Annotated in this window: 24 protein-coding genes; 11 read left to right on the forward strand and 13 right to left on the reverse strand. The window is 60.5% G+C overall.

Annotated features, from left to right (window positions below; translation table 11 throughout):
- The first annotated feature begins 23 nt into the window (after positions 1-23).
- The gene (locus tag C1896_05315) at positions 24-2,165 is read left to right on the forward strand and encodes a two-component system response regulator (GenBank protein ID AZZ44379.1); all 2,142 of its coding nucleotides are present in this window, start codon (positions 24-26) and stop codon (positions 2,163-2,165) included.
- A gap of 15 nt (positions 2,166-2,180) precedes the next feature.
- Here the strand turns inward: C1896_05315 and C1896_05320 are convergent, their stop codons facing one another.
- The 3 genes from C1896_05320 to C1896_05330 form a co-directional block, all read right to left on the reverse strand.
- Complete coding sequence (locus tag C1896_05320; protein AZZ44380.1) at positions 2,181-3,101, reverse strand: acyltransferase; 921 nt, start codon at positions 3,099-3,101, stop codon at positions 2,181-2,183.
- A 125-nt stretch (positions 3,102-3,226) separates the two neighbouring features.
- On the reverse strand, positions 3,227-5,323 hold the full coding sequence (locus C1896_05325) for a phosphate acetyltransferase (GenBank protein AZZ44381.1): 2,097 nt from the start codon (positions 5,321-5,323) through the stop codon (positions 3,227-3,229).
- Positions 5,324-5,422: 99 nt separating this feature from the next.
- A complete protein-coding gene (locus tag C1896_05330) occupies positions 5,423-6,610 on the reverse strand; it encodes a propionate/acetate kinase (GenBank protein ID AZZ44382.1) in 1,188 nt (395 codons plus the stop codon).
- Positions 6,611-6,850: 240 nt separating this feature from the next.
- Here C1896_05330 and C1896_05335 point away from each other — a divergent pair, with 240 nt between their 5' ends.
- The 4 genes from C1896_05335 (at position 6,851) to C1896_05350 (ending at position 9,822) form a co-directional block, all read left to right on the forward strand.
- The gene (locus C1896_05335; GenBank protein ID AZZ44383.1) at positions 6,851-7,336 is read left to right on the forward strand and encodes a peptidylprolyl isomerase; all 486 of its coding nucleotides are present in this window, start codon (positions 6,851-6,853) and stop codon (positions 7,334-7,336) included.
- 102 nt (positions 7,337-7,438) lie between these two features.
- The gene (locus C1896_05340; GenBank protein ID AZZ44384.1) at positions 7,439-7,921 is read left to right on the forward strand and encodes a glutathione peroxidase; all 483 of its coding nucleotides are present in this window, start codon (positions 7,439-7,441) and stop codon (positions 7,919-7,921) included.
- Positions 7,922-8,055: 134 nt separating this feature from the next.
- Positions 8,056-8,652: a TetR family transcriptional regulator gene (locus tag C1896_05345; GenBank protein AZZ44385.1), complete on the forward strand. Its 597-nt coding sequence runs from the start codon at positions 8,056-8,058 to the stop codon at positions 8,650-8,652.
- Between the two features lie 60 nt (positions 8,653-8,712).
- Positions 8,713-9,822, forward strand: coding sequence for a 12-oxophytodienoate reductase (locus C1896_05350; GenBank protein ID AZZ44386.1), 1,110 nt, complete (start codon positions 8,713-8,715; stop codon positions 9,820-9,822).
- Positions 9,823-9,883: 61 nt separating this feature from the next.
- Here C1896_05350 and C1896_05355 read toward each other — a convergent pair whose 3' ends face one another.
- From C1896_05355 to C1896_05370, 4 genes are all read right to left on the reverse strand, one after another.
- Positions 9,884-10,495, reverse strand: a complete 612-nt coding sequence (locus C1896_05355; protein ID AZZ44387.1) for an NADPH-dependent oxidoreductase — start codon at positions 10,493-10,495, stop codon at positions 9,884-9,886.
- Positions 10,496-10,549: 54 nt separating this feature from the next.
- Positions 10,550-11,308, reverse strand: a complete 759-nt coding sequence (locus tag C1896_05360; protein ID AZZ44388.1) for a sulfate transporter CysZ — start codon at positions 11,306-11,308, stop codon at positions 10,550-10,552.
- A 211-nt stretch (positions 11,309-11,519) separates the two neighbouring features.
- Positions 11,520-11,879, reverse strand: coding sequence for a HopJ type III effector protein (locus C1896_05365; GenBank protein AZZ44389.1), 360 nt, complete (start codon positions 11,877-11,879; stop codon positions 11,520-11,522).
- On the reverse strand, positions 11,876-12,169 hold the full coding sequence (locus C1896_05370; protein ID AZZ47537.1) for a DUF1244 domain-containing protein: 294 nt from the start codon (positions 12,167-12,169) through the stop codon (positions 11,876-11,878). Before C1896_05370 ends, C1896_05365 begins: the two co-directional genes overlap by 4 nt.
- A 142-nt stretch (positions 12,170-12,311) precedes the next feature.
- Between C1896_05370 and C1896_05375 the strand changes: the two genes are divergently transcribed.
- A complete protein-coding gene (locus C1896_05375; protein AZZ44390.1) occupies positions 12,312-12,689 on the forward strand; it encodes a sensory rhodopsin transducer in 378 nt (125 codons plus the stop codon).
- Between the two features lie 12 nt (positions 12,690-12,701).
- Here C1896_05375 and C1896_05380 read toward each other — a convergent pair whose 3' ends face one another.
- The 3 genes from C1896_05380 to C1896_05390 all read right to left on the reverse strand — a co-directional run bounded on the left by C1896_05380 (position 12,702) and on the right by C1896_05390 (position 14,588).
- Complete coding sequence (locus tag C1896_05380) at positions 12,702-13,076, reverse strand: dihydroneopterin triphosphate 2'-epimerase (protein AZZ44391.1); 375 nt, start codon at positions 13,074-13,076, stop codon at positions 12,702-12,704.
- Between the two features lie 16 nt (positions 13,077-13,092).
- A complete protein-coding gene (locus C1896_05385) occupies positions 13,093-13,803 on the reverse strand; it encodes a dihydromonapterin reductase (GenBank protein ID AZZ44392.1) in 711 nt (236 codons plus the stop codon).
- 137 nt (positions 13,804-13,940) lie between these two features.
- On the reverse strand, positions 13,941-14,588 hold the full coding sequence (locus tag C1896_05390) for a PilZ domain-containing protein (protein AZZ44393.1): 648 nt from the start codon (positions 14,586-14,588) through the stop codon (positions 13,941-13,943).
- 233 nt (positions 14,589-14,821) lie between these two features.
- Between C1896_05390 and C1896_05395 the strand changes: the two genes are divergently transcribed.
- Complete coding sequence (locus C1896_05395; protein ID AZZ44394.1) at positions 14,822-15,274, forward strand: flavodoxin; 453 nt, start codon at positions 14,822-14,824, stop codon at positions 15,272-15,274.
- Positions 15,275-15,308: 34 nt separating this feature from the next.
- Here the strand turns inward: C1896_05395 and C1896_05400 are convergent, their stop codons facing one another.
- Genes C1896_05400 through C1896_05410 form a run of 3 tightly spaced genes read right to left on the reverse strand, consistent with a single transcriptional unit; the run spans position 15,309 to position 17,444 of the window.
- A complete protein-coding gene (locus C1896_05400) occupies positions 15,309-15,881 on the reverse strand; it encodes an ACP phosphodiesterase (protein AZZ44395.1) in 573 nt (190 codons plus the stop codon).
- Between the two features lie 39 nt (positions 15,882-15,920).
- Positions 15,921-16,697, reverse strand: coding sequence for a 1-acyl-sn-glycerol-3-phosphate acyltransferase (locus tag C1896_05405; GenBank protein ID AZZ44396.1), 777 nt, complete (start codon positions 16,695-16,697; stop codon positions 15,921-15,923).
- Positions 16,698-17,444 (reverse strand): hemolysin, encoded by a 747-nt coding sequence (locus C1896_05410; protein ID AZZ44397.1) that lies wholly within the window; start codon positions 17,442-17,444, stop codon positions 16,698-16,700.
- 186 nt (positions 17,445-17,630) lie between these two features.
- Between C1896_05410 and C1896_05415 the strand changes: the two genes are divergently transcribed.
- From C1896_05415 to C1896_05430, 4 genes are all read left to right on the forward strand, one after another.
- Positions 17,631-18,533, forward strand: a complete 903-nt coding sequence (locus C1896_05415; GenBank protein AZZ44398.1) for an acyl-CoA dehydrogenase — start codon at positions 17,631-17,633, stop codon at positions 18,531-18,533.
- Between the two features lie 204 nt (positions 18,534-18,737).
- Positions 18,738-19,898, forward strand: coding sequence for a cardiolipin synthase B (locus C1896_05420; protein AZZ44399.1), 1,161 nt, complete (start codon positions 18,738-18,740; stop codon positions 19,896-19,898).
- Positions 19,899-19,952: 54 nt separating this feature from the next.
- On the forward strand, positions 19,953-20,534 hold the full coding sequence (locus C1896_05425) for a protease (protein AZZ44400.1): 582 nt from the start codon (positions 19,953-19,955) through the stop codon (positions 20,532-20,534).
- 82 nt (positions 20,535-20,616) lie between these two features.
- Positions 20,617-20,841 carry a DUF2132 domain-containing protein gene (locus C1896_05430; protein ID AZZ44401.1) on the forward strand — a complete coding sequence of 75 codons (225 nt, stop codon included), beginning with the start codon at positions 20,617-20,619 and terminating at the stop codon, positions 20,839-20,841.
- Positions 20,842-20,892: the final 51 nt, after the last annotated feature.

Below are 20,892 nucleotides of genomic sequence, written 5' to 3' on the forward strand. Positions count from 1 at the left end.
ATGCTGTGTCGGGGGCTCGGCTGATGGCGTGGTCGCAACCCCAATCAAAGCCTCGGACCCGCACATTGCTGGTCGTCGATGATCGCGAGGCGAACCTGGTGGCCATGGAGGCCCTGCTCGGCGATGGCGACTGGCAGGTCCATACGGTTAATTCTGGTGAAGCCGCGTTGCAGGCGTTGCTCGATCTGGACGTAGAACTGGTGTTGCTGGACGTCCAGATGCCAGGCATGGACGGATTTGAAGTGGCGCGCCTGATGCGCGGTAGCCCGCACGCACGCTACACGCCGATCATCTTCGTATCGGCCATTGCGCATACGCGTGAGTCGGTGTTGCGTGGTTACGCGACGGGTGCGGTGGATTTCATTCTCAAGCCGTTCGATCCGCAGGTGCTCAAGCACAAGATCAATACGTTGCTCAGCCATGAGCACAATCGGCGTGACTTGCAGCTACTCAGCCAGCAGCTCGACAGTGCAAGGGCGTTTAACGCTTCCGTACTCAATAACGCTGCCGAAGGCATTCTGGTGGTGGGTGAGGACGGATTCATCAACTTCGCCAACCCGGCGATCGCCAAAATGCTGCACACCAGTGTCGATGATCTGCAAGGTACCGCGCTGATCAAGCACCTGGCCTCGCCGCAGATGCCACAGGCCTGGCGTGATACCGATTTCTACCAACATTGGCGTAGCGGCAATACCTATCGTCTTCATGAGGCGCAGCTGTTCACTGCCAACGGAGACACGCTGCCAGTGGCACTGTCTTCATCACCGCTGCCTCGTCAGCAGCGTTCAATGGTGGTGATCGCCCTGGATATGTCGGTGGTGCGCAGCTTGCACGTGCAGCTGGAAACCCAAGCTGTAACCGACTCGCTCACGGGCCTGCTCAATCGTCGCGGTTTTCATCAGGCGCTGGATTCGGCTTTGGCGCGGGTCGATCGCAACGGCAAGCGCATGGCCATCCTCTATATCGACCTTGATGGTTTCAAGCGCATCAACGATTCGCTGGGGCACGATGCCGGCGACGAGATTCTCTGTCGCGTAGCGCGCGTATTGGAAGCCTGCATGCGTCCATACGACATCATCGCCCGAATGGGCGGTGACGAGTTCACTGCGTTGCTGGACTCTCTGGATCATCCAGAAGATGCCGCCAGGGTGGCGGAAAAGCTCATAGAGTTAATTTCGGTTCGACATACCATCGACGGCACGGATGTCACGCTCGGTGCCAGTATTGGCATTGCGAATTTTCCGGATTGCGGCCAGAGCGTGGAAGAGTTGCTTCGCTCGGCGGACATGGCCATGTACGAGGCCAAACGCAACGGCCGGCAGCAATATCGCTTCTTCTCCGGTGAGATGAACGGGCGGGCCCACGCGCGCCTGATGATGGAAGAAAACTTGCGTAGCACCATCGAGCGCAATGGTTTCGCTTTGGCCTATCAGCCGCAGGTCGTGCTCGAGACCGGTGAGCTGCGTGGGTTCGAGGCCTTGCTGCGCTGGAATTACGCTGGGCGCGGTTCGGTGGAGCCAAGTGTATTCATCCCCTTGCTGGAAGAAACCCGGCTAATTGACCGGGTCGGCGAATGGGCGCTGCGTGAAGGCCTGGCCCAGTGTCGCGACTGGCGTGAGCGATTCGGCGACAAGCTGGTGCTGAGCTTCAACGTCAGCCCGGTGCAGTTCCGCCGAGCCGGATTGATCGACGAGTTGCGCCGGCTGCTCGATGAGTATCAGCTTGATCCCCGACAGTTGGAGCTGGAGGTCACCGAGGGCGCACTGATGGAGGACCTGGAGCAGAGCTGCGACAAGCTTCGTCAGCTGCGTGAGCTGGGGGTCAGGGTGGCGGTAGATGACTTCGGCACCGGTTACTCATCGCTGGCTTACCTGCGCCATTTCGATCTGGATACGCTGAAGATTGATCGATTGTTCATCGCCAACATGCTCGATTCGCCCCGCGATGCTGCAGTGGTCAGCACCATTATCGATCTGGGGAGAAACCTGGGACTGGAGGTGATTGCCGAGGGCGTTGAAACGCTGGCCCAGCGCGAGTGGCTGATCGACCATGACTGCCACGTGATGCAAGGGTTTCTGGTCGCGCCAGGGCTGGCCGTTGAGGACGCTCTGGAATTTCCGCGAACAACCGACTGGCTAAATCTTGAACATCGACCGGCCGGCTAGTGCCGGCCTGTTTGGCTAAGCTGAAGCGCCATGACGAGCCGGGTATTGGTGATGTAGCTTTTCGAGCTCGGCATCTTTGTCGCTCCAGAGCTCATTGACCCACTCCTGAAAGCTCAACCGGTAGGCTTCGTCCTGGTCGTAGCTACGGTGTAGGAACTCGGCAGGGATCGGCTGCGAGTCGATGCGCATCACGACCCGGCCGATTCGGCCGCAGAGCAGGTCCCAGAAGCTCGAGTTGCCGTCCGGGTAGTGAATGGTGACGTTGATCAGTGCCGTCAGTTGCTCGCCCATCGCATCGATCACGAACGCAATGCCTCCGGCCCGGGGTTTGAGCAGGTAGCGGTAGGGCGATGCCTGTTCAGTGTGCTTGTCCTCGGTGAAACGGGTGCCTTCGAGAAAATTGAACACCGACACCGGGTTGGTCCGGTAGCGTTCACAGGCTTTGCGGGTGGTGGCCAGATCCTCGCCGCGCTTCTCCGGGTACTTGGTCAGGTATTCCTTGCTGAAGCGCTTCATAAAGGGAAACTCCAGCGCCCACCAGCACAGGCCGATGACCGGCACCCAGATCAGCTCCTGCTTGAGGAAAAACTTCAGGATCGGCATCCGCCGGTTGAACTGGTACTGCAACATCAGGATGTCAGCCCAGCTCTGGTGGTTGCTGGTAACCAGATAGGAGTGTTGCAGATCGACCTTTTCGAGTCCCTGCACGTCCCACTCGGTTCGCCGCACCTGATCCATCCAGAAGCTGTTCACGGCCATCCAGGATTCGGCGATCCAGTGCATGCCAAAGCGCAATGCGCGCTGAATACGCGGAACCGGTAGCGCAAGCTTGAGTAATGACAGGGCAAACAACGGCCAGCACCAGAACAGCGTGTTCAACGCCAGGGTCAAGCCAGCCAGGACACCCCGTAGTGGGGCAGGAAGGACGCTCAGCATCGATTGGATCTTATATCCGTCAATAAAGGCGGCAAGAGTACCGATTGTGTGCTGAACTGCAAGGCAAAAAGTAGCGCCTAGCATTGCGAAGCGCCCGGCCAGGCTGGCCGGGCGCGGGACGCAGATCAGGCCTTCTGGTTGTCAGCCTGCAGAGCGGTCAACGCGATGGTGAACACAATGTCGTCCACCAGTGCGCCGCGGGACAGGTCATTGACCGGCTTGCGCAGGCCTTGCAGCATCGGGCCGACGCTGATCACGTTGGCGCTGCGCTGAACCGCCTTGTAGGTGGTGTTACCCGTGTTCAGGTCAGGGAAGATGAACACCGTGGCTTGACCTGCCACCAGGCTGTTAGGCGCCTTTTGCTTGCCGACACTGGCGACCGATGCGGCGTCGTACTGCAGCGGACCGTCGATTGGCAGGGTGGGTGCGCGCTCCTGGGCGATGCGTGTGGCTTCAGCAACCTTTTCCACCTCGGCGCCACTGCCGGACGTGCCAGTGGAATAGCTGATCATCGCCACGCGCGGGTTGACGCCTAGCGCGACGGCCGATTCGGCGCTCTGCAGGGCAATCTCCGCCAGCTCGGTAGCACTCGGGTTCGGATTTACAGCGCAGTCGCCGTAGACCAGTACTTGATCCGGCAGCAGCATGAAGAACACCGACGAGACCAGGCTGTAGCCAGGCGCCGTTTTGATCAGCTGCAGCGCCGGGCGAATGGTGTTAGCGGTGGTGTGTATTGCGCCGGAAACCAGACCGTCCACTTCGTCGAGCGCCAGCATCATGGTGCCAAGGACCACCGTGTCCTTGAGCTGCTCACGCGCATCGTCCGGAGTCAGCCCCTTGGCCTTGCGCATTTCGCACATCGGCTCGACGTACTGGTTGATGAGCAGCTCCGGATCGAGAATCTCCAGGCTTGCCGGCAGCTGGATACCTTGCTCGCGTGCAACTGCCTGGACTTCTTCCGGCTTGGCCAGCAGTACACAGCGCGCGATGCCGCGCTCCTGACAAATGGCCGCGGCGCGGATGGTGCGCGGCTCGTTGCCTTCCGGCAGGACGATGCGCTTGTTAGCTTGCTGTGCGCGCTTGACCAGCTGATAGCGGAACGCCGGAGGCGACAGGCGCAACTCGCTGCGGGGTACGCTGAGTCGGGTATGCAGCAGTTCGGGCTGCAGGTGCTGCGCGATGAAGTCAGTAACCTGGCTGGCACGCTCGATGTCGTCCGCTGGGGTTTCCTTGTTCAGCCCGAACAGGTTGGTTGCCGTATCGTAGGAGCCCGTCTGCACGGTCATCACCGGCAGGCCGCCATCCAGTGCCGCTTTGCAGAGCTCGAGAATCCGCGGGTCGGGCGCGAAGTCACTGCACAGCAGCAGACCAGCGAGCCGGACACCATTGAGCGAGGCCAGGCTCGCCGCCAGGATGATGTCGTCGCGGTCGCCCGGGGTGACCACCAGAACGCCTGGCTGCAGGAGCTGCACCGTATTGGGGACGGCGCGGGCGCAGAGTACGATCTTGTCGACGCGACGCTGCTCCGCTTCACCGGCATGAAGCACCTTGGCGTCGAGCAGTTCGGCGATGTCGCGCGTCCGCAAAGCGTTGAGTTTGTCGGCGAAAGGAATTGCGCCAAGCAGCTGGAAATCTGCAGTGCCCAGCAGGGGCAGCTGCGCCTTGAGGCCGTCGATGAAGGCGGGCGCGCCGTCGTCACCCTTGACCTTGTTGAGAATCACGCCCAGCACTTTCGGGTCCTTGGCGCCACCGAACAGTTGGGCCTGGATCTCGATGCGCTCGGCCAGACGCTTGAGCGTGTCACTGCCTTGCGCTGCAATCAGAATGACATCCGCGTCCAGGCTTTTCGCCAGATGGGTGTTGATTCTTGACGTGTGGTTGAACTCACGCGTCGGCACCATGCCTTCGACAATGACCACGTCCTTGCCCGCGGCAACCTCCTGATAGCGGCTGACCACGTCCTCGAGCAGCAGGTCGAGTTCGCCATCGGCCAGCTGACGCTCGACCTGCTCCAATGGCAACGGCTCGGGCGACAGGATATTCAGGGTGCGTTCTACCAGAACGCAAGAGCGTTCACGGCCTTGATCGTGGGGGAAGGGCTGGGCGATGGGCTTGAAGAAGCCAACCTTCAACCCGGCGCGCTGGAGTGCGCTGATCAGGCCGAGGCTGATGGAGTTGAGGCCGCCGCCAAAACCGCAGGGGGCGAGGAATAAGGTATGCATGATGATCTCCTATCGGGCGAGGGCGATGCCAAGTAGACGAAACCCGACGCCGTTTGCGGTCGTCGGGTTCGTTCAGTGCGTCTAACCGTCGGCGCGCTATCAGGCGTCGAGCAGCGCCAGTGTGTCCAGCGCGATTTGACGTTCTTCGTTAGTCGGTACCACCAGCACGCGGGGGCTGCCTGCCGCCTGGATTTCCCCGCCGACACCCCGCGTGCAGCGTGCGTTGGCGTCTTCGTCCAGCTTGAAGTTGAACAGCTTCAGGTGTTCGAGGGTGCGGGTGCGCACAGCCGTCGAGTTCTCACCGATGCCGCCGGTGAAAATCAGTCCGTCGAGTTTCGGCAGCGCGCAGGCCATGCTTGCCAGGGACTTGGCCAGGCGGTAGCAGAAGACTTCGAACGCCAGGGTGGCGCCGGGATGCCCAGCAACCCGGGCTTCCTGCAGCGTGCGCAGGTCATTGGATAGTCCGGACAGACCTTTCAGGCCGCTGTCGTGATTGAGCATGCGATCGATCTGCTCCAGGCTCCAGCCCAGGGTGCGGTTCAGGTAGCTGTGCAGGTTGGGGTCGACATCACCGCTACGGGTGCCCATTACCAGGCCTTCCAGTGGGGTCAGGCCCATGCTGGTGTCGCGGCTTTCGCCATTGACGATGGCGCAGGTCGAGCACCCGTTGCCCAGGTGAGCCGTCAGCCAGCAGCTGTCATCGACCGGAAGTCCAGTCATCTCGGCGGCACGCTTGCTGACGTAGTTGTGGCTGGTGCCGTGGAAACCGTAGCGGCGGACACTGTGTTCCTTGTAAAGGAATTCCGGCACGGCGTAGCGGAACGCATGCTCCGGCATGGTCTGGTGGAAAGCGGTGTCGAACACGCTGACCTGCGGCAGGCCCGGGAACAGGGCCATGGCTGCATCAATTCCGACCAGGTTGGCCGGGTTGTGCAGTGGCGCCAGCTGCGCGCTGTCGCGGATTGCCTTGAGCACCGGCTCGTCGATCAGGCTGGAACCGGTGAAGTGTTCGCCACCATGGACCACACGATGGCCGATCCCGTCCAGCTTGCCGCCTGCGGCCTCTTGAGCCACCGGCAGGAGTTTTTCGAGCGCGGCACGGTGATCAGCACCCGGAATGTTCAGGCTCTGCTTGGTGTCCCCCAGCTGCCAGTGCACCACGGCTTCGGGGGAGCCGAGACGTTCGGCCAAGCCCTGCAGGGGGAAAGTGGCTTGGGCTTCGTTGACCAGTGCGAATTTGATCGACGAGCTGCCGCAGTTAATCACCAGGATGTTACGAGCTGACATCGGTGCTCCTTGGATGCGAAATTAATTGTTGAAATAGGTCGCCTACATTTACTGGCGTGGATTCTTGCATAACCTTGAGAGCCGCGATGCTCTCCAAAGGTTGTATTCGTTACCACCTAGGGCATGAAGTCGCGTGGGGTGGATCTGCTGCCGATGGTCCCCTAAATCGTGCGTCGGTTCGCAATCAATGCAGCTCGCGGTTAGACTTTCACACACATTCCCCAACAAAGGTTTTGCCTCATGCAGATTGCCGCTAACAAGGCTGTGTCAATCGACTACACACTCACCAATGATGCCGGTGAAGTGATCGACAGCTCGGCCGGCGGCGCGCCGCTGGTCTATTTGCACGGTTCGGGCAACATCATTTCCGGTCTTGAAAAGGCGCTGGAAGGCAAGCAAGGCGGTGACGAAGTGAAGGTCGCCATCGAACCGCAGGATGCCTACGGTGAGTACAGCCCGGAACTGGTCGCCACCCTCAATCGTGCGATGTTTGAAGGCGTCGATGAGCTTGAAGTCGGCATGCAGTTTCACGCCTCCGGCCCGGACGGCGGGATGCAGATCGTCACCATTCGTGATGTTGAAGGCGACGATGTGATCGTTGACGGTAATCATCCGCTGGCCGGGCAGCGCCTCAACTTCGAAGTCAAGATTGTTGATGTGCGTGAAGCCAGCGAAGAAGAAATCGCTCATGGTCATGTGCATGGCGAAGGTGGTCACCAACACTGATTGGCGCCCGCAAGCGGCTGGTCAGCGAGAAGCCCGGATCGAACGGGCCATGGAAGCGCTTCGGTTCTGCCGGAGCGCTTTTTTACTCTGGAGTACAAACACATGAGCGCGTTTCACGAGTTGGTTCTGCCCGGCCTTGCGGGCCAGGAACTTCCCCTGGCGCCGTTGAAATCCCAGGTCACACTGGTGGTCAATGTGGCTTCCGAGTGCGGTCTCACGCCTCAATACGCAGGCTTGCAAGCGCTGCATGAGCGTTACCAGGATCGTGGTTTCGGCGTACTGGGCATCCCCTGCAATCAGTTCGCTGCTCAGGAGCCAGGCAGCGATGCGGAAATCCTGCAGTTTTGCGACGAGAATTACGGCATCACCTTTCCGATCAGCAGCAAGCTCGAGGTCAACGGCTCGCAGCGTCACCCGTTGTACCGCCTGCTGGCAGGGGAGGGTGCTGACTTCCCAGGCGACATCAGCTGGAACTTCGAGAAGTTTCTGGTAGGCAAGGACGGACGTGTGCTGGCGCGCTTTTCGCCGCGCACTGCCCCGGATGATCCTGCGCTGATCCAGGCCATCGAAAGCGCGCTCGTCTGAGCGCGCCATCTCCTATCAAAGCCGTGTGTTGCTGCTGACGGCTTCTCGAAGTCGATATCGCGACAGCATGGCTCTGCAATAAGTGTCGTGGATGATGGTGGTCGGTCTAGACGACCGGTCATATCCTCGGCGCCATGAGCAATCAAGCCCGCAACGACAAGCGTGACCTGATCCTGGCCAAGGGGGCGCAGGTGATGACCCGTCGTGGCTATCACGGCACCGGCGTGCTGGAAATCGTCCAGGCTGCCGGCATTCCCAAAGGTTCCTTCTATCACTACTTCGCCAGCAAAGAAGACTTCGCCTTGCAGGCGCTGGAGCATCTCTACCTGCCTCGGCTGGAGCGCTATCAGGCAGCGCTACTCGAGTCTCCACTGAGCCCTCGGGCGCGCATTCTGGGTTATTACGCAGACTTAGTTGCGCACTTCGCTCGGCAGGAATGCCCGGAATACCATTGTTTCATCGGCAGCCTGAGCTTCGAGATGGCTGAACTGTCACAGCCCATCGGTCAGCAAGTCGAGGCGATTTTGCTGCGTTCGGTCAGGGTGCTCGCCGACTGCCTCGAACAGGCTTGCGCGGCCAGCGAGCTTGATGCCGACACCGATTGCCTAGCGCTGGCTGAATTCATCGGCAATGCCTGGGAGGGCGCCTTGTTGCGCATGAAGGTTGGCCGCAGTGTCACGCCGTTGAAGATATTTCTGACCCAGCTGGAGCGTCTGCTGACGCCCCGCTGATTTTTTGTGGCGATCGGCGAGACGACCGGTCGCTTTTGCTTCAAGCCAGAGGAGACAGCAATGACTGCAGCCGTGAATGCCCTGTTCCAACCCTTCCAACTCGGTAGCTTGCAACTGCCGACGCGTGTCGTGATGGCGCCGATGACCCGTTCCTTCTCTCCTAACGGTGTGCCAACCGCGGACGTCGTCGAGTACTACCGCCGTCGTGCCGCGTCGGGTGTGGGGTTGATCATCACCGAGGGCACCACGGTCGGCCACAAGGCCTCCAATGGCTATCCGCAAGTGCCGCGCTTCTACGGCGAAGCCCCACTGGCCGGCTGGAAAGCGGTGGTCGAGGCCGTGCACGCGGCCGGCGGCAAGATCGTTCCGCAGTTGTGGCACGTGGGCAATGTTCGTCACAAGGGAACCGAGCCGGAGCCGGAAGTGCCGGGTTACGGTCCGATGGAGAAGGTGAAGGACGGCGAGGTCGTGGTGCACGGCATGACCAAACAGGATATTCAGGACGTGATCGCAGCGTTCGCCCAGGCTGCCAAGGATGCCCAGGCCATAGGCATGGATGGTGTCGAGATCCACGGCGCGCACGGCTACCTGGTTGACCAGTTCTTCTGGGAGGGCAGCAACCAGCGCACCGACGAGTACGGTGGGAGCCTGGCCAATCGCTCCCGCTTCGCCATCGAGCTGATCGAGGCAGTGCGCGCGGCGGTAGGACCGGACTTTCCGATCATTTTCCGCTTTTCTCAGTGGAAGCAGCAGGACTACTCGGCGCGTCTGGTCACCACGCCGGAAGCGCTTGGCGAATTCCTCGAGCCGCTTTCTGCGGCGGGTGTGGACATCTTCCATTGCTCGACTCGCCGATTCTGGGAGCCGGAGTTCGAAGGTTCCGACCTCAACCTCGCTGGCTGGACCCGTCAGCTGACTGGCAAGCCCACCATCACTGTCGGCAGCGTGGGGCTCGATGGAGAGTTCCTGCAGTTCATGGTCAAGACTGACAAGGTGGCGCAGCCAGCCAACATCGAGGGGTTACTCGAACGTCTGAACAAGCAGGAGTTCGATCTCGTGGCGGTAGGACGCGCACTGATTTGCGATCCGGACTGGGCGTTGAAGGTGAAAGAGGGGCGTATGCAGGACATTCTGCCCTTTAGTCGTGAAGCGCTGAAAACGCTGGCCTGACGCGCGACGCATCTCTAGCTGCAGAGAAGCCATCCTTGGGATGGCTTCTTTTTGCGCATCGTTATTGCGAGGCACCGGGATAACCGGCCTGCTTTAGCAGCTTGGCCAAGTGCACGGCGTTGCGCGCCAACATCGCGTTGGTCTTGCCGATCTTCTCGCCCGGATCTTCCACATCCTTGTAATCCGTCGACCCCATCGCCGGTCCGACCCAATAGGTGCAGCCGTTGGCAGGGATGGTGAAGCCTACGTCATTCAGTCCCTGATAGAGGCTGGCAACCACATGATGGGCGCCATCCTCGTTACCCACCACCGCGACGCAAGCAACCCGCCCGTACGAGACCATCCGCTGCTCGTCGTCCACTTCACCAATGAACGCGTCCAGGCGCTCCAGTACGCGCTGACAAACGCTGGATGGATGGCCAAGCCAGATCGGCGTGCCGAGAATCAGGATGTCCGCTGCAAGCAACTTTTCCCGAATCATCGGCCAGTCGTCACCTTCGCCTTCGTCTGACGTCACGCCGGGCTTGATGTTGAAGTCCACTGCGCGGACCTGCTCGCAGCTGACGCCGAGTTTTTCCAGCTCGCGCTGAGCCTGGCTCAGCAACAAGCTACAGGACGACTCTTGGGGCGACGCCTTGAGGGTGCAGTTGATTGCGAGGGCGGTTAGCGCCATTGGGGGGCTCCCGGTGTGAGGTGTTCGAATCTAGACACCTCAACGTCTCGCAGTTCACGGATCGATCACGGTAGGCATTGTCGATGTGCCGCCCTCGCGCACCCAGAACAGCGTTGCGGCTGCCACGGCTGCCGGCATGATCAGGAGATTGACGAAAGGAATCAGCAACGCTGCGTAGGTCACCGCGCCAAGGCTCAGGCTTTTCCAGCGTCGCTGGCGCAGCCAGACCATCATTTCGTCCCAGCTCAGCTTGTTGTTGTCCGCTGGATAATCGATGTACTGCACCGCCATCATCCAGACGCCAAACAGAAGCCAAAGTGGCGCTGCGACCAGATTGACCACCGGAATGAATGACAGGATCAGGAGCACCAGCGCACGGGGTGCGAAGTACGCCAGTTTGCGTGCCTCACGTCCGATGGTTCGCGGCAACATAGCCACCAGCTCGCTCCAGCTGAACGGCGGGGCGCTATCGACTCCGCGTGCCACGGTTTCCACCTTTTCAGCGAGAAAGCCATTGAAGGGGGCGGCAACGATGTTGGCGAGCATGGTGAAGGTGAAGAACACGATTAGCACCACCAGCACTACAAACAGCGGCCAGATGATGTATTCGAGGAACATTAGCCACTCGGGGAGGTTAGGCATAAAGGCGTCGACCCAGCCGCCAAACTGGCGCACCGCCAGATAGATCAGACCGCAGAACAGCAACAGATTGACGGTCAGCGGCAGAATGACGAACAGCCTGAGGCCGGGACTCAGAATCAGCTTCAGGCCTTCCCGTAGGTATTGGGGGCCGGATAGGGCAGCGACGGGCATTGACGATACTCCGGAAAGGACGGTCCGGACCTTACCGGCTTTGTCGGGATGGGAAAAGCGGCATCACAGTCGATAGGACTGGACTATTAGGCCGATCGGCTTTATGCAATAGCCAGCGTTGCGCTTGGCTTTTAGGCTAGCCCCGAAATCTCCTTTTGGTTCTCAGGGCCGTCCGCTTCAAGCCTTCCCCAAGTGCCTGGCCGGCCCTTTTTTATTTCTCTTCGAAATTCACCGGTTTGCGCCTCAGCGGCTGCTGATCAAAGCGCACCCCCGGGAGTCCGGTATCCATCAGGGCGCGGATGTTCAAGTGGTCGGATCCACTGGGGTTCTCCAGCACTGACTGATAGTGCTCCCCGAACGCAAGCAAGGCTTCTTCTGTGGTGAAGCCTTCCAGTACGGCCAGCCCCAACGTCTTGCACGAGCCCTCGTTCTGCCCGGCAGCGTTTTCAACGTTGCCATTGAAAAAGCGGGTTGGCTGGTAGTCATAGGCGCTGGCGATGAATGCCAGCGTCTCGCTGAATGGGTGGTTTCGGTTGCGCAGACTGGCGCGAAAGTCCCTGAGGCTACTCATGGTTTCTGGGCCTTGTCGAACGCAGCCTGTTGCTCTGGCGTTGCGTCCTTCTGATAGCGTTTCTTCCATTCCGCGTATGGCATGCCGTAGACCTCTTCGCGAGCCTCATCGAGGCTGACTTCGATATCGAGGTCGTCGGCGGCGGCCTTGTACCATTTCGACAGGCAATTACGACAGAAGCCGGCCAGGTTCATCAGGTCGATGTTTTGTGCGTCCGGGCGGCTGCGCAGGTGCTGGACCAGGCGGCGGAAAGCGGCGGCTTCGAGTTCGGTGCGTTCTTGTTCATTCATTTCAAGGGTCTCGGCGTTGCAGACTTCGGCGGGATCATAACCTCGACGCAGGCCGTGGGCCAGATAGCGGCGGGGAACTTTAGCGGCTTGAACCGCCTCCGCTAAACAGGATGGCCGGCCGGTCATCCAGCTGTCGAGGAGACTGGATGTGATTGGGAAAAAACACTGGGTGATTGCCGAAGGGTACCTACCGGCGTTGGGGCCGAAACCCGATGAGCCAGCGCTGCGCAGCCATGAGACGGCGTGCATTTTGAACGCTGGCCCGTTGGAGGCGGTGATTGAGCTGACGCTGTACTTCGCTGACCGTGAGCCGGTCGGGCCGTACGCGATACGGGTCCCCGCGCGGCGAACCTTGCATCTCCGTTTCGATGACCTGCAGACGCCCCAGGCAGTGCCGCGTGAGACTGACTATGCCAGCGTATTCGTTTCCAACGTACCGGTGGTCATTCAGCACACTCGGCTGGACGCACGCAGTGGTGACCGTGCGCTGATGACGACCCTAGCCTATGGCAGCGATTGACGCGCGAAAGGGTCAGTCCCGATGCGCGGCGAGGGTAATCGATACCGACTCGGCAAAGCGCAGAGCATGTGGCTTGTCCACTTCGACTTCGGCGTAACGCACTTGCGGATGCGCCATGACCAGGTCAAGGATTTCCTGGGTGAGCCGTTCGAGCAGGGCGAAACGGTTGTCCTCGACGTGTTGGATGATCGCCTTGGTGATGGTTCGGTAGTTCAGTGCATGGCCGATGTCGTTGTCACGCACGGCCTCGGCCGCAGGATAAAGCATCGTCAGATTGATCAGGACATCCTGCTTGTTGAGGATTTCTTCTTCCTTGATACCGATGAAGGTTCGTAGACGCAGGTCTTTGACGCGGATGCGCGCCATGGCAGGTTCCAATCGGGGCATGGGGTTCCTTCGCGTATCAGATCAGGTGGCGGCCACCGTTAACGCTCAGCGTGGTGCCGGTGACATAGGGATTATCCAGCAGGTAGCGCAGGCTCTGGTAGATCACCTCGGCGCCAGGCTCGATGCCAAGGGCGGATTTGGCAAGCGCCTTGCGCTGGTAGACCTCGTCATCGCCTTCGTTGAACTGTATCAAGGCAGGCGCGATGCCATTGACCTTGATCGCCGGCGCCAGTCTGGCTGCAAACGACAGCGTGAGGTTGTCCAAACCGGCTTTGCTGGCTGCATAAGCGATGTGCTTTTTGCTGCCGACGCGAGTGACGTCATCACCGATGTGGATGATGTCTGCCGGACCGCCATGCTGCAGCAGTTCAGTGCAGTGAAGGTTGATCAGATAAGGCGCAAGCATGTGCACCTCGAACATGCGCTGGAATGTTTCAGCCTCTTCACCCGGCGTCTCTGGGTGCCAGTCCGATGCGTTGTGAACGATCGCGCGTAGGGCGCTGGTGTGCTCCTTGAGTACAGCGATAAAGGCGTGGATGCCCGCTGCAGCGGAAAAATCGGCATGCAAAGTCACCGCACCGCGCTCACGAAGCCGAGCCAGACTTGCTCGAGGGGTGCGGTAGCTCACGATCACCGGCTGGCCTTCATCAAGCAAGCGTTCGGCGCAATGCAGGCCGATGCGCTGGCTGGCACCGGTAATCAGTATCGGGGCCGTCGGCTGGGTCATGCTGGGATACCGAGTGGGACGGGGAAAGTCGCGCCGCCTGTGCAAGGCAGCAGTGCCTTGCCAGCTTACACCAGGGGGCGCAACTACCCTACTATGCGGGCGTTTTTGTGCATGTAGAGCGGGCAACTGCGGTGCTGCTAAGAATTCTCGGGGGCGTCGGAGGTGGCCCGCGTGGAAAGCTCTGGCTGCAACTCGGGATGCAAACGCTGATGCTGTTCGTACAGATAGGAGCGGATGCGTTCGGCATCTTTGTCCTGCGGATATTCGACTTCGTAGGCAGTCATTCCACCTTCGGCATGGCGGATCCGATGAGCGTCGATCTGAAACGAGTCTTCGCCCGGCAATGCCAGGCGCATGTGCAGATGTTTGGGCGCCTGATGCTTGGCTCCGGCGTCCACCAGCAGGCCGTTGGGTGACAACTCATGCACGCTCAGCGCGGTTTCGTTGCCATCGTCGGAAAGTAGTGGCAGCGGTTCGTCCAAGTGCAATCGCCAGGCGCGAAGTACCGGTCCGCGTTCATAGATGGTCGGAGGCGCCAGCTGCAATTGCACCGCCTGGAATTCATCCTGCTTCAGCTGCAGCGGGAACGACATGCAATAATCCTCGAGCTCCGCTTCGAGGGTCAGGTTGGCCTTCGCAGCCAGTTGCAAGAGCAGGCCGTTGGCCTTTTCTCCGCCGTCGACGCGGAAGCCAGCCCGTGTTTCGCCCGGCTCTGCAGACGAGCCACTGACAAGTTCGTTGATGTAGGCCAGTTCGGCACTGGTCAGATCAGTTTTGCTAGGCATCCCGATTTCCCTCTCAAGGTCAGGGCAGACCCGTCTGCCCATGCCTAATCGCTCCAGAGTGCAGCACAGACCTCTACGAGATCCTTTACCACGTCGGCACTGCGACAACACATGCCCGATGTAATTCCCTTGCGCCTAGCGGCGGCACCGTTTTGAAGTGTAGAACCGCTCGGTCGGGATGAGTGTGTCGGATGCGGCATAATGCTCGGCTTTAATCTAAAACGGAGCTCATCATGAAAGTGGCCATCCTCTCCGGTACCGTCTATGGCACAGCTGAAGACGTTGCCCGCCATGCTGCGACGGTACTCAAGGCGGCGGGGTTCGACGCCTGGCATGATCCGCGCGCGCAGCTGGCGCAGGTCCTGGACTTCGGACCGCAAGCCTTGCTGGTGGTGACTGCCACCACTGGGATGGGCGAGCTACCGGACAGTTTCGTCCCGCTCTACACGGCGATTCGTGATCAATTTCCGGCCTGGCAGGGCTTGCCAGGCGGGGTGATCGCACTGGGCGACGCCAGCTATGGCGATACCTTCTGCGGCGGCGGGGAGTTGGTTCGGGAGTTGTACGCCGAGCTGGGCGTACGCGAAGTACAGGAAATGCTGCGCCTTGATGCCAGCGAAACGGTAACGCCGGAGACCGATGCCGAGCCCTGGTTGGAAAGCTTTGCCGCAGCTCTGCGTGGCTGATAGGTAGGCAAGGCCGGCGGTGGCCTGGCGGCGGTCAGTCTGCGCGGCGAGCGAAGGCTTGCAGGTGCGGATAGAACGCTTGGAAGTCCTGCAGCAGCGGCTCATATAGCCGTTCCATTTCCTCGACACCGCCGAGCAGCCCTTCGGGGCGTGACAAACGCCGGCTCATGCCGGCCACAACCTGCTCCATCACGGAAAACTCCCGATAACTGCCGAGCCAGTCCTGAGCGGCCATGCGCGGCGCGATTAGCGCCAGCGTGCCGGGGAGCTCGGCTTCCTCAAGCAACACCTGATACACCCGCGCGGTGAAATGCTGAAGGGGCTCTTCGGCGTAGTGGGGCCAATGCGCCGCCAGGCAATGATCGAAAAAAAGATCGACCAAGATGCCTGCGTAGCGTCGTCGCTCGCGGGGAAAGCGCTGCTTGGCTTGAAGGACAATCGGGTGGCTATCGGTAAATACATCGATCTGTCGGTGCAGGCGAATGCCCGCTTCGATATCGGCTGGCCATCGGTCCTGTAAGGGCCCTTTGACGAAGTCGCCATAGAGACTGCCGAGCAGCTGCCCGGGCCGCTCGCCGCCGAGATGAAGGTGCGCAAGATAGTTCATGAGGCGAGTCTAGCAGCGCTTGCTTGCGCTCAGCTTGCATCAGGCAGCGTTGGCGATCGGCATCAGCTGCGAAGGACCGTACAGCGCTTCGGCGATCGCATTGTGGCAACGACGGGCGAGTGGGTTACGTTGCGTGTCATGGCTGGATAGCGGGGCCAGCAGCTGGATTTCCACCACTGCTGTATCTTCTGCCAGTAGCCGAAACAGATGTGAAAGCAGATCGTCGTCGCCGATAAAGGGGGCTATCGGATCGATAACGCCGTTGCGCAGATATCGAATCGCAACGGGCTGTACCGGCACACCCGTATCGATCGCACAGGCCAGCAGTCTTGAGTGGAATGTGCGCAGCGAAGTGCCATCGGTTGTGGTGCCTTCGGGGAATATCAGCAGACTGCTTCCTTGCCCCAGTTCCTCGCTCATCTGCTGGCTGAGCAACCTACTGTCGCTGCCACCGCGCTGGATGAAGCGGGTTCCAGCCTCGGTTGTCAGCCAGCCAATCACCGGCCAATGACGGATCTCGGCTTTGGCGAGGAAGGTCATCGGTTGCAGCAGGCCCAGCAGGGGGATGTCGGTCCACGATAGGTGGTTGGCGACCCACAACATCGGCTTATCTGGCAAATCGCCTGTCACACGAATCTGAAATGGCAATGCCGCTGCGAGCCGCCCCAGAAACGAACGGCACAGCTGCTGGCGCTCAGCTTGAGAGGGATCAAAGCCCAGCACCGTGCGCAGTTTCAGACCGCAGGCCAGTAGCAGGCCGTAGAGAACCACCATGGACAATCTCAAGAGACGAAAATACAGCCTGATCCTGCGCATTCAGACCGCTGCCTTGAAGTGCCGGGCGTAACGCGGGCACAGCTCGTCGCGCTTGAGGAGAATGAAGAGGTCTGCGACCTGAAAATCCGGATCCCAGCAAGGTTCACCGCAGATCTTTGCTCCCAGTCGCATGTAGGCCTTGAGCAGCGCAGGTGTCTCAGCGATGACGTTGTCGGGCAACGCGAGCGCAGGTAGCGGGTTTTTAGGGCATGCGTGTAGCAGCTCCGTCGAAAGATGACGTTCGCGCAGTCGCTGCATGATGGCCTGGGCCTGGACGCCGCCGTCGCGCATTGGAATGCTGGCGCAGCCCATGAGATATCGATAGCCACCTTGGTTGAGCACTTCAGCCAGTTCCGCCCAGAGCACGGCGATGGTCGCGCCGTTGCGGTAGGCCGGATGAACGCAGGTCCGGCCAATCTCCAGGATTGGCCCTTCAAGTTTCGCCAGGCCTTGTAGGTTGAATTCGTTTTCGCTGTAGAACCGTCCCAATCCACGCGCCGTCTGGTTATCGAGCAGGCGCGTGGTTGCGACAAGCTCCCCGCTGCCTGAGTCGCGTACACCGATATGGCTGCAGTAAGCGTCAAACTCATCGCTGTCCAAACCGGCCTCGCTGCCCTGCATCTGAGCGCCATACTCGCCGTTGAATACCTGATAACGCAGCGCCTGAGCCTCACGTAATGCATCGTCGCCGAGCAGGCGTAACGCCTGCAGTTGTCGCGTCACGCGGGGGAAGGCAATGGTGGTCATGCTCGATCTCCTGGTCAGCCTGGCAGTGGCAATGCATCCGGAGCGCATGGTTGTTATGGTTGGCGTTCCGTCAGTCCGTGATGCCAGAGGCTAGGCAGGGGCGGTGTCACGGTTGTTACGGATCCGTGATGCTTGGATGACGGCATTCAAGCCCCCAGAACCAAGCGAATCTGCTGGAGAGAACCGATGTCTTGGCACACCGTGCTTGGTCCGATTGAACGCTTGCCGCAGCCTGCGGCGCTGGACGATTGGTTTTGCGAGGTACAGGCCAATGGAGGCGGTGACCCGTTCGAGTTGGCGGTGCGCGGCGGCCGGCAAGCCGCCACGCCTGGCCTGGCGTTTCTGGTCGGCTATCAGGCCGCGTTGCGGCGGCTCTGGCCGTCGGCGCCAGCGGGTATCGGTGCGCTATGCGCGACCGAGCAGCGTAAGCTGCGCCCGGCGGATATGCAGACTCGGTTGGATAGATTGACGCTTACCGGCAGCAAGGACTTTGTCATTGCTGGATCGGCGGCGGCCTGGTTGTTGGTTCCGGCACGAGACGAGGCGCCAGGCGAGCCGGCAAGGCTCAGCCTGTGCGTCGTGGGTTCCGGTGATCGGGGCGTGACTATCGAGGACATGCCGCCGCTGCCGCTGGTACCGGATATCGTGCATGGGCGCTTGCGCCTCGAGCGGGTGCCATGTCAGCGGTTGGCGGGTGACGGCTGGGACGACTACGTCAAGCCGTTTCGCACGCTGGAAGACCTGTATGTGCTCGTCGCCATGGTCAGCTGGTTGTATGGAATCGCCTTGGAGTGCGCATGGCCGCAGGCGCTGCAGCTCAGATTGATCGGTCTGTTGGCGGCTGCAGCCGAAGTATCGCGCCTGCCGCCCGCTGAGCTTTCGACGCAGCTGTTGTTGGCTGCGCTCGATGCACAATGGGCCGCAACCTTACCTGCGCTGGATACGGCACTCGATGAAGGTCCGGGCCATTGGGCCAGGCTATGGCAGCGCGATCGCGGCATATTGCAGTTGGCGCGCCAGGCACAGGCCAAGCGGCTGGACAAGGCAGCGTCGGCTTTCGCACTGACGCCTCGGCGTGACCGGGACTGAACGATGCGATAAAGCCACCGAGGCGGGAACTCTGCACGGCGGCGCGAACCTATAACAGGCGTGCCATCACGGCTTACGACAGGAGCCGCTGATCCTGGCGAGGCGCATTCCGTGCCTGAGCGTTCACCGGACAAGGATTTCAATGTCTTCCAGCTGTATCGGTAGTTGCTTCCCCGCGTGGTCTGCCCGAGGCATGCAAGCGTGATGCTCGCCGGCGAGGTGTTTCCGTGGCGCGAAGGTAATCGTTTTCGGTTGCTGCTCGACGGCCCACAATTTTTTCCACAGATATTGCAGCGTATCGATACTGCGCAGCAGCGTGTGGATATCGAGCTCTATCTGGTCGAGGACGGGCTCTGTACCGATCGGCTCGTCGACACGCTGATTGCCGCAGCCGGTCGTGGTGTACGCGTGCGCTGCCTGTTCGATGGCTTCGGTTGCTTGAAACTCGGGCAGAAGACGCGTCAGCGGCTGCTCGACGCAGGTGTCGACCTGCGCCAATACAACCCGCTCAAGCTAACGCTCAAATTCCGCAACCTTCATCGCGATCACCGCAAGCTGATCCTGATCGATAACTTGTGCTGTTTTGTTGGAGGCGCCGGTGCGACAGACGAGTTCTGGAACCCGGCCGAGCCGGACGAGCATTGGCATGAGGCGATGGTGGAAATCAGCGGGTCGGTGATGGAGGACTGGCAGCGCCTGTTCGATGTGCAATGGACGCTGTGCCTCAAACGCCGGATCTGGCAGCTGCCGTTGCCTCGGCAGCTGCCGAAGATACCCGCCGCGCCCGATGCGCTCGACGGAGCAGGGCGAGTGGCCTATTCCGCTGCGCGTCAGCATCGTGACATCCTCCACAGCCTGTTGCGCAATCTGCGAAGGGCTGAGCGGCGTATCTGGCTTGCAACTCCGTATTTTCTGCCGACGGGCAAGGTGCGGCGGGAGCTGATGCGCGCGGCTCGCCGCGGCGTCGAGGTTCGACTGCTGCTGACCAGCCGCAACACCGACCATCCGTCCGTGCGCTATGCCGGGCAGCGTTTCTATCCAAGATTGCTTCGCGCAGGCGTGCGGATTCATGAATATCAGCCACACTTTCTGCACCTGAAACTCGTGTTGGTCGATGACTGGGTGAGTGTCGGCTCGTGCAATTTCGATCATTGGAATCTGCGCTGGAATCTTGAGGCGAACCTGGAAGCGGTCGACTCGCAGCTAAGCGCCGACGTTGCCAAGAGCTTCGAACACGACTTCAATCAGAGCCTCGAGATCGACCTGGATCAGTGGCACGCACGCCCCCTTTACCTGCGGATGTACCAACGACTGTGGGGCCTGCTCGACCGGCTCGTGATCAATATCTTCAACCGAAGCGGCTGACGGCACGGGCCGAGCCGTTTATAAAGTGTCCAACTGAAAAGGGAGAGTGTTCTGATGGCTGCGAAGAAAATTTTGATGCTGGTCGGCGACTACGTCGAAGATTACGAAACCATGGTGCCGTTTCAGGCCCTGCAGATGGTCGGTCATACCGTGCATGCGGTCTGCCCGGACAAGAAGGCTGGCGACACCGTGCGCACAGCGATCCACGATTTCGAAGGCGACCAGACCTATAGCGAAAAGCCCGGCCATAATTTTGCGCTGAACTTCGATTTCGCCGAGGTGCGCGCCGTGGACTATGACGCATTGGTGGTGCCGGGAGGCCGCTCGCCTGAGTACCTGCGGCTCAATGAGCAGGTGATAAAACTGGTGAAAGCATTTGGTGAGGCGAAAAAGCCGATTGCCGCGGTATGCCACGGCGCTCAGTTGCTGGCTGCCGCTGATGTGCTGCGAGGGCGTGCGTGTAGCGCTTATCCCGCCTGCGCACCGGAGGTTCGGCTGGCCGGTGGTGAATTCGTCGATATCGGTGTCGACGAGGCGCATACCGAGGGCAATCTCGTGACCGCTCCGGCGTGGCCGGCGCACCCCGCTTGGCTGGCAGCATTCCTCGAGCTGCTCGGGACCCGCATCAGCCTGTAATATGCCGTTCCGTTCGAAGGCCCGCTCCGGCGGGCCTTTTTATTCACCCGCAGGCGCTGCCTGTTCAAGCCCCGAGGCCGCAATGTCCCAACCCCAAGACCCGCTCCATGGCGTGACGCTGGAGTCGATACTCGTCGAGCTGCAGGCTCACTATGGCTGGGAGGGGCTGGCGGAGCGGGTCGATATCCGCTGCTTTAAGAGCGACCCGAGTATCAAGTCGAGTCTGACGTTTCTGCGCAAGACGCCATGGGCGCGGGCGAAGGTGGAGGGGTTGTTCGTTCAGCTGCGCCGGAGCCGGCGTGATTAGTTGATGATCTGCGCTGCAACTGGCGTCCTGTAAGCAAAAAGCCCGGCAATG

This window comes from Pseudomonadaceae bacterium SI-3, assembly GCA_004010935.1.
Classification (GTDB): domain Bacteria; phylum Pseudomonadota; class Gammaproteobacteria; order Pseudomonadales; family Pseudomonadaceae; genus Stutzerimonas.

Coding starts and splice junctions, on each gene's coding strand:
- C1896_05410 (AZZ44397.1), bottom strand. CDS start 17,444: ATGACCACCATTGCCTTCCCCCGCGTGACGCGACAACTGCAGGCGTTA.
- C1896_05405 (AZZ44396.1), bottom strand. CDS start 16,697: ATGCGCAGGATCAGGCTGTATTTTCGTCTCTTGAGATTGTCCATGGTG.
- C1896_05315 (AZZ44379.1), top strand. CDS start 24: ATGGCGTGGTCGCAACCCCAATCAAAGCCTCGGACCCGCACATTGCTG.
- C1896_05340 (AZZ44384.1), top strand. CDS start 7,439: ATGAGCGCGTTTCACGAGTTGGTTCTGCCCGGCCTTGCGGGCCAGGAA.
- C1896_05395 (AZZ44394.1), top strand. CDS start 14,822: ATGAAAGTGGCCATCCTCTCCGGTACCGTCTATGGCACAGCTGAAGAC.
- C1896_05330 (AZZ44382.1), bottom strand. CDS start 6,610: ATGTCAGCTCGTAACATCCTGGTGATTAACTGCGGCAGCTCGTCGATC.
- C1896_05370 (AZZ47537.1), bottom strand. CDS start 12,169: ATGAATGAACAAGAACGCACCGAACTCGAAGCCGCCGCTTTCCGCCGC.
- C1896_05420 (AZZ44399.1), top strand. CDS start 18,738: ATGCTCGCCGGCGAGGTGTTTCCGTGGCGCGAAGGTAATCGTTTTCGG.
- C1896_05355 (AZZ44387.1), bottom strand. CDS start 10,495: ATGGCGCTAACCGCCCTCGCAATCAACTGCACCCTCAAGGCGTCGCCC.
- C1896_05415 (AZZ44398.1), top strand. CDS start 17,631: ATGTCTTGGCACACCGTGCTTGGTCCGATTGAACGCTTGCCGCAGCCT.
- C1896_05385 (AZZ44392.1), bottom strand. CDS start 13,803: ATGACCCAGCCGACGGCCCCGATACTGATTACCGGTGCCAGCCAGCGC.
- C1896_05365 (AZZ44389.1), bottom strand. CDS start 11,879: ATGAGTAGCCTCAGGGACTTTCGCGCCAGTCTGCGCAACCGAAACCAC.
- C1896_05380 (AZZ44391.1), bottom strand. CDS start 13,076: ATGCCCCGATTGGAACCTGCCATGGCGCGCATCCGCGTCAAAGACCTG.
- C1896_05360 (AZZ44388.1), bottom strand. CDS start 11,308: ATGCCCGTCGCTGCCCTATCCGGCCCCCAATACCTACGGGAAGGCCTG.
- C1896_05345 (AZZ44385.1), top strand. CDS start 8,056: ATGAGCAATCAAGCCCGCAACGACAAGCGTGACCTGATCCTGGCCAAG.
- C1896_05325 (AZZ44381.1), bottom strand. CDS start 5,323: ATGCATACCTTATTCCTCGCCCCCTGCGGTTTTGGCGGCGGCCTCAAC.
- C1896_05335 (AZZ44383.1), top strand. CDS start 6,851: ATGCAGATTGCCGCTAACAAGGCTGTGTCAATCGACTACACACTCACC.
- C1896_05400 (AZZ44395.1), bottom strand. CDS start 15,881: ATGAACTATCTTGCGCACCTTCATCTCGGCGGCGAGCGGCCCGGGCAG.
- C1896_05425 (AZZ44400.1), top strand. CDS start 19,953: ATGGCTGCGAAGAAAATTTTGATGCTGGTCGGCGACTACGTCGAAGAT.
- C1896_05430 (AZZ44401.1), top strand. CDS start 20,617: ATGTCCCAACCCCAAGACCCGCTCCATGGCGTGACGCTGGAGTCGATA.
- C1896_05320 (AZZ44380.1), bottom strand. CDS start 3,101: ATGCTGAGCGTCCTTCCTGCCCCACTACGGGGTGTCCTGGCTGGCTTG.
- C1896_05390 (AZZ44393.1), bottom strand. CDS start 14,588: ATGCCTAGCAAAACTGATCTGACCAGTGCCGAACTGGCCTACATCAAC.
- C1896_05350 (AZZ44386.1), top strand. CDS start 8,713: ATGACTGCAGCCGTGAATGCCCTGTTCCAACCCTTCCAACTCGGTAGC.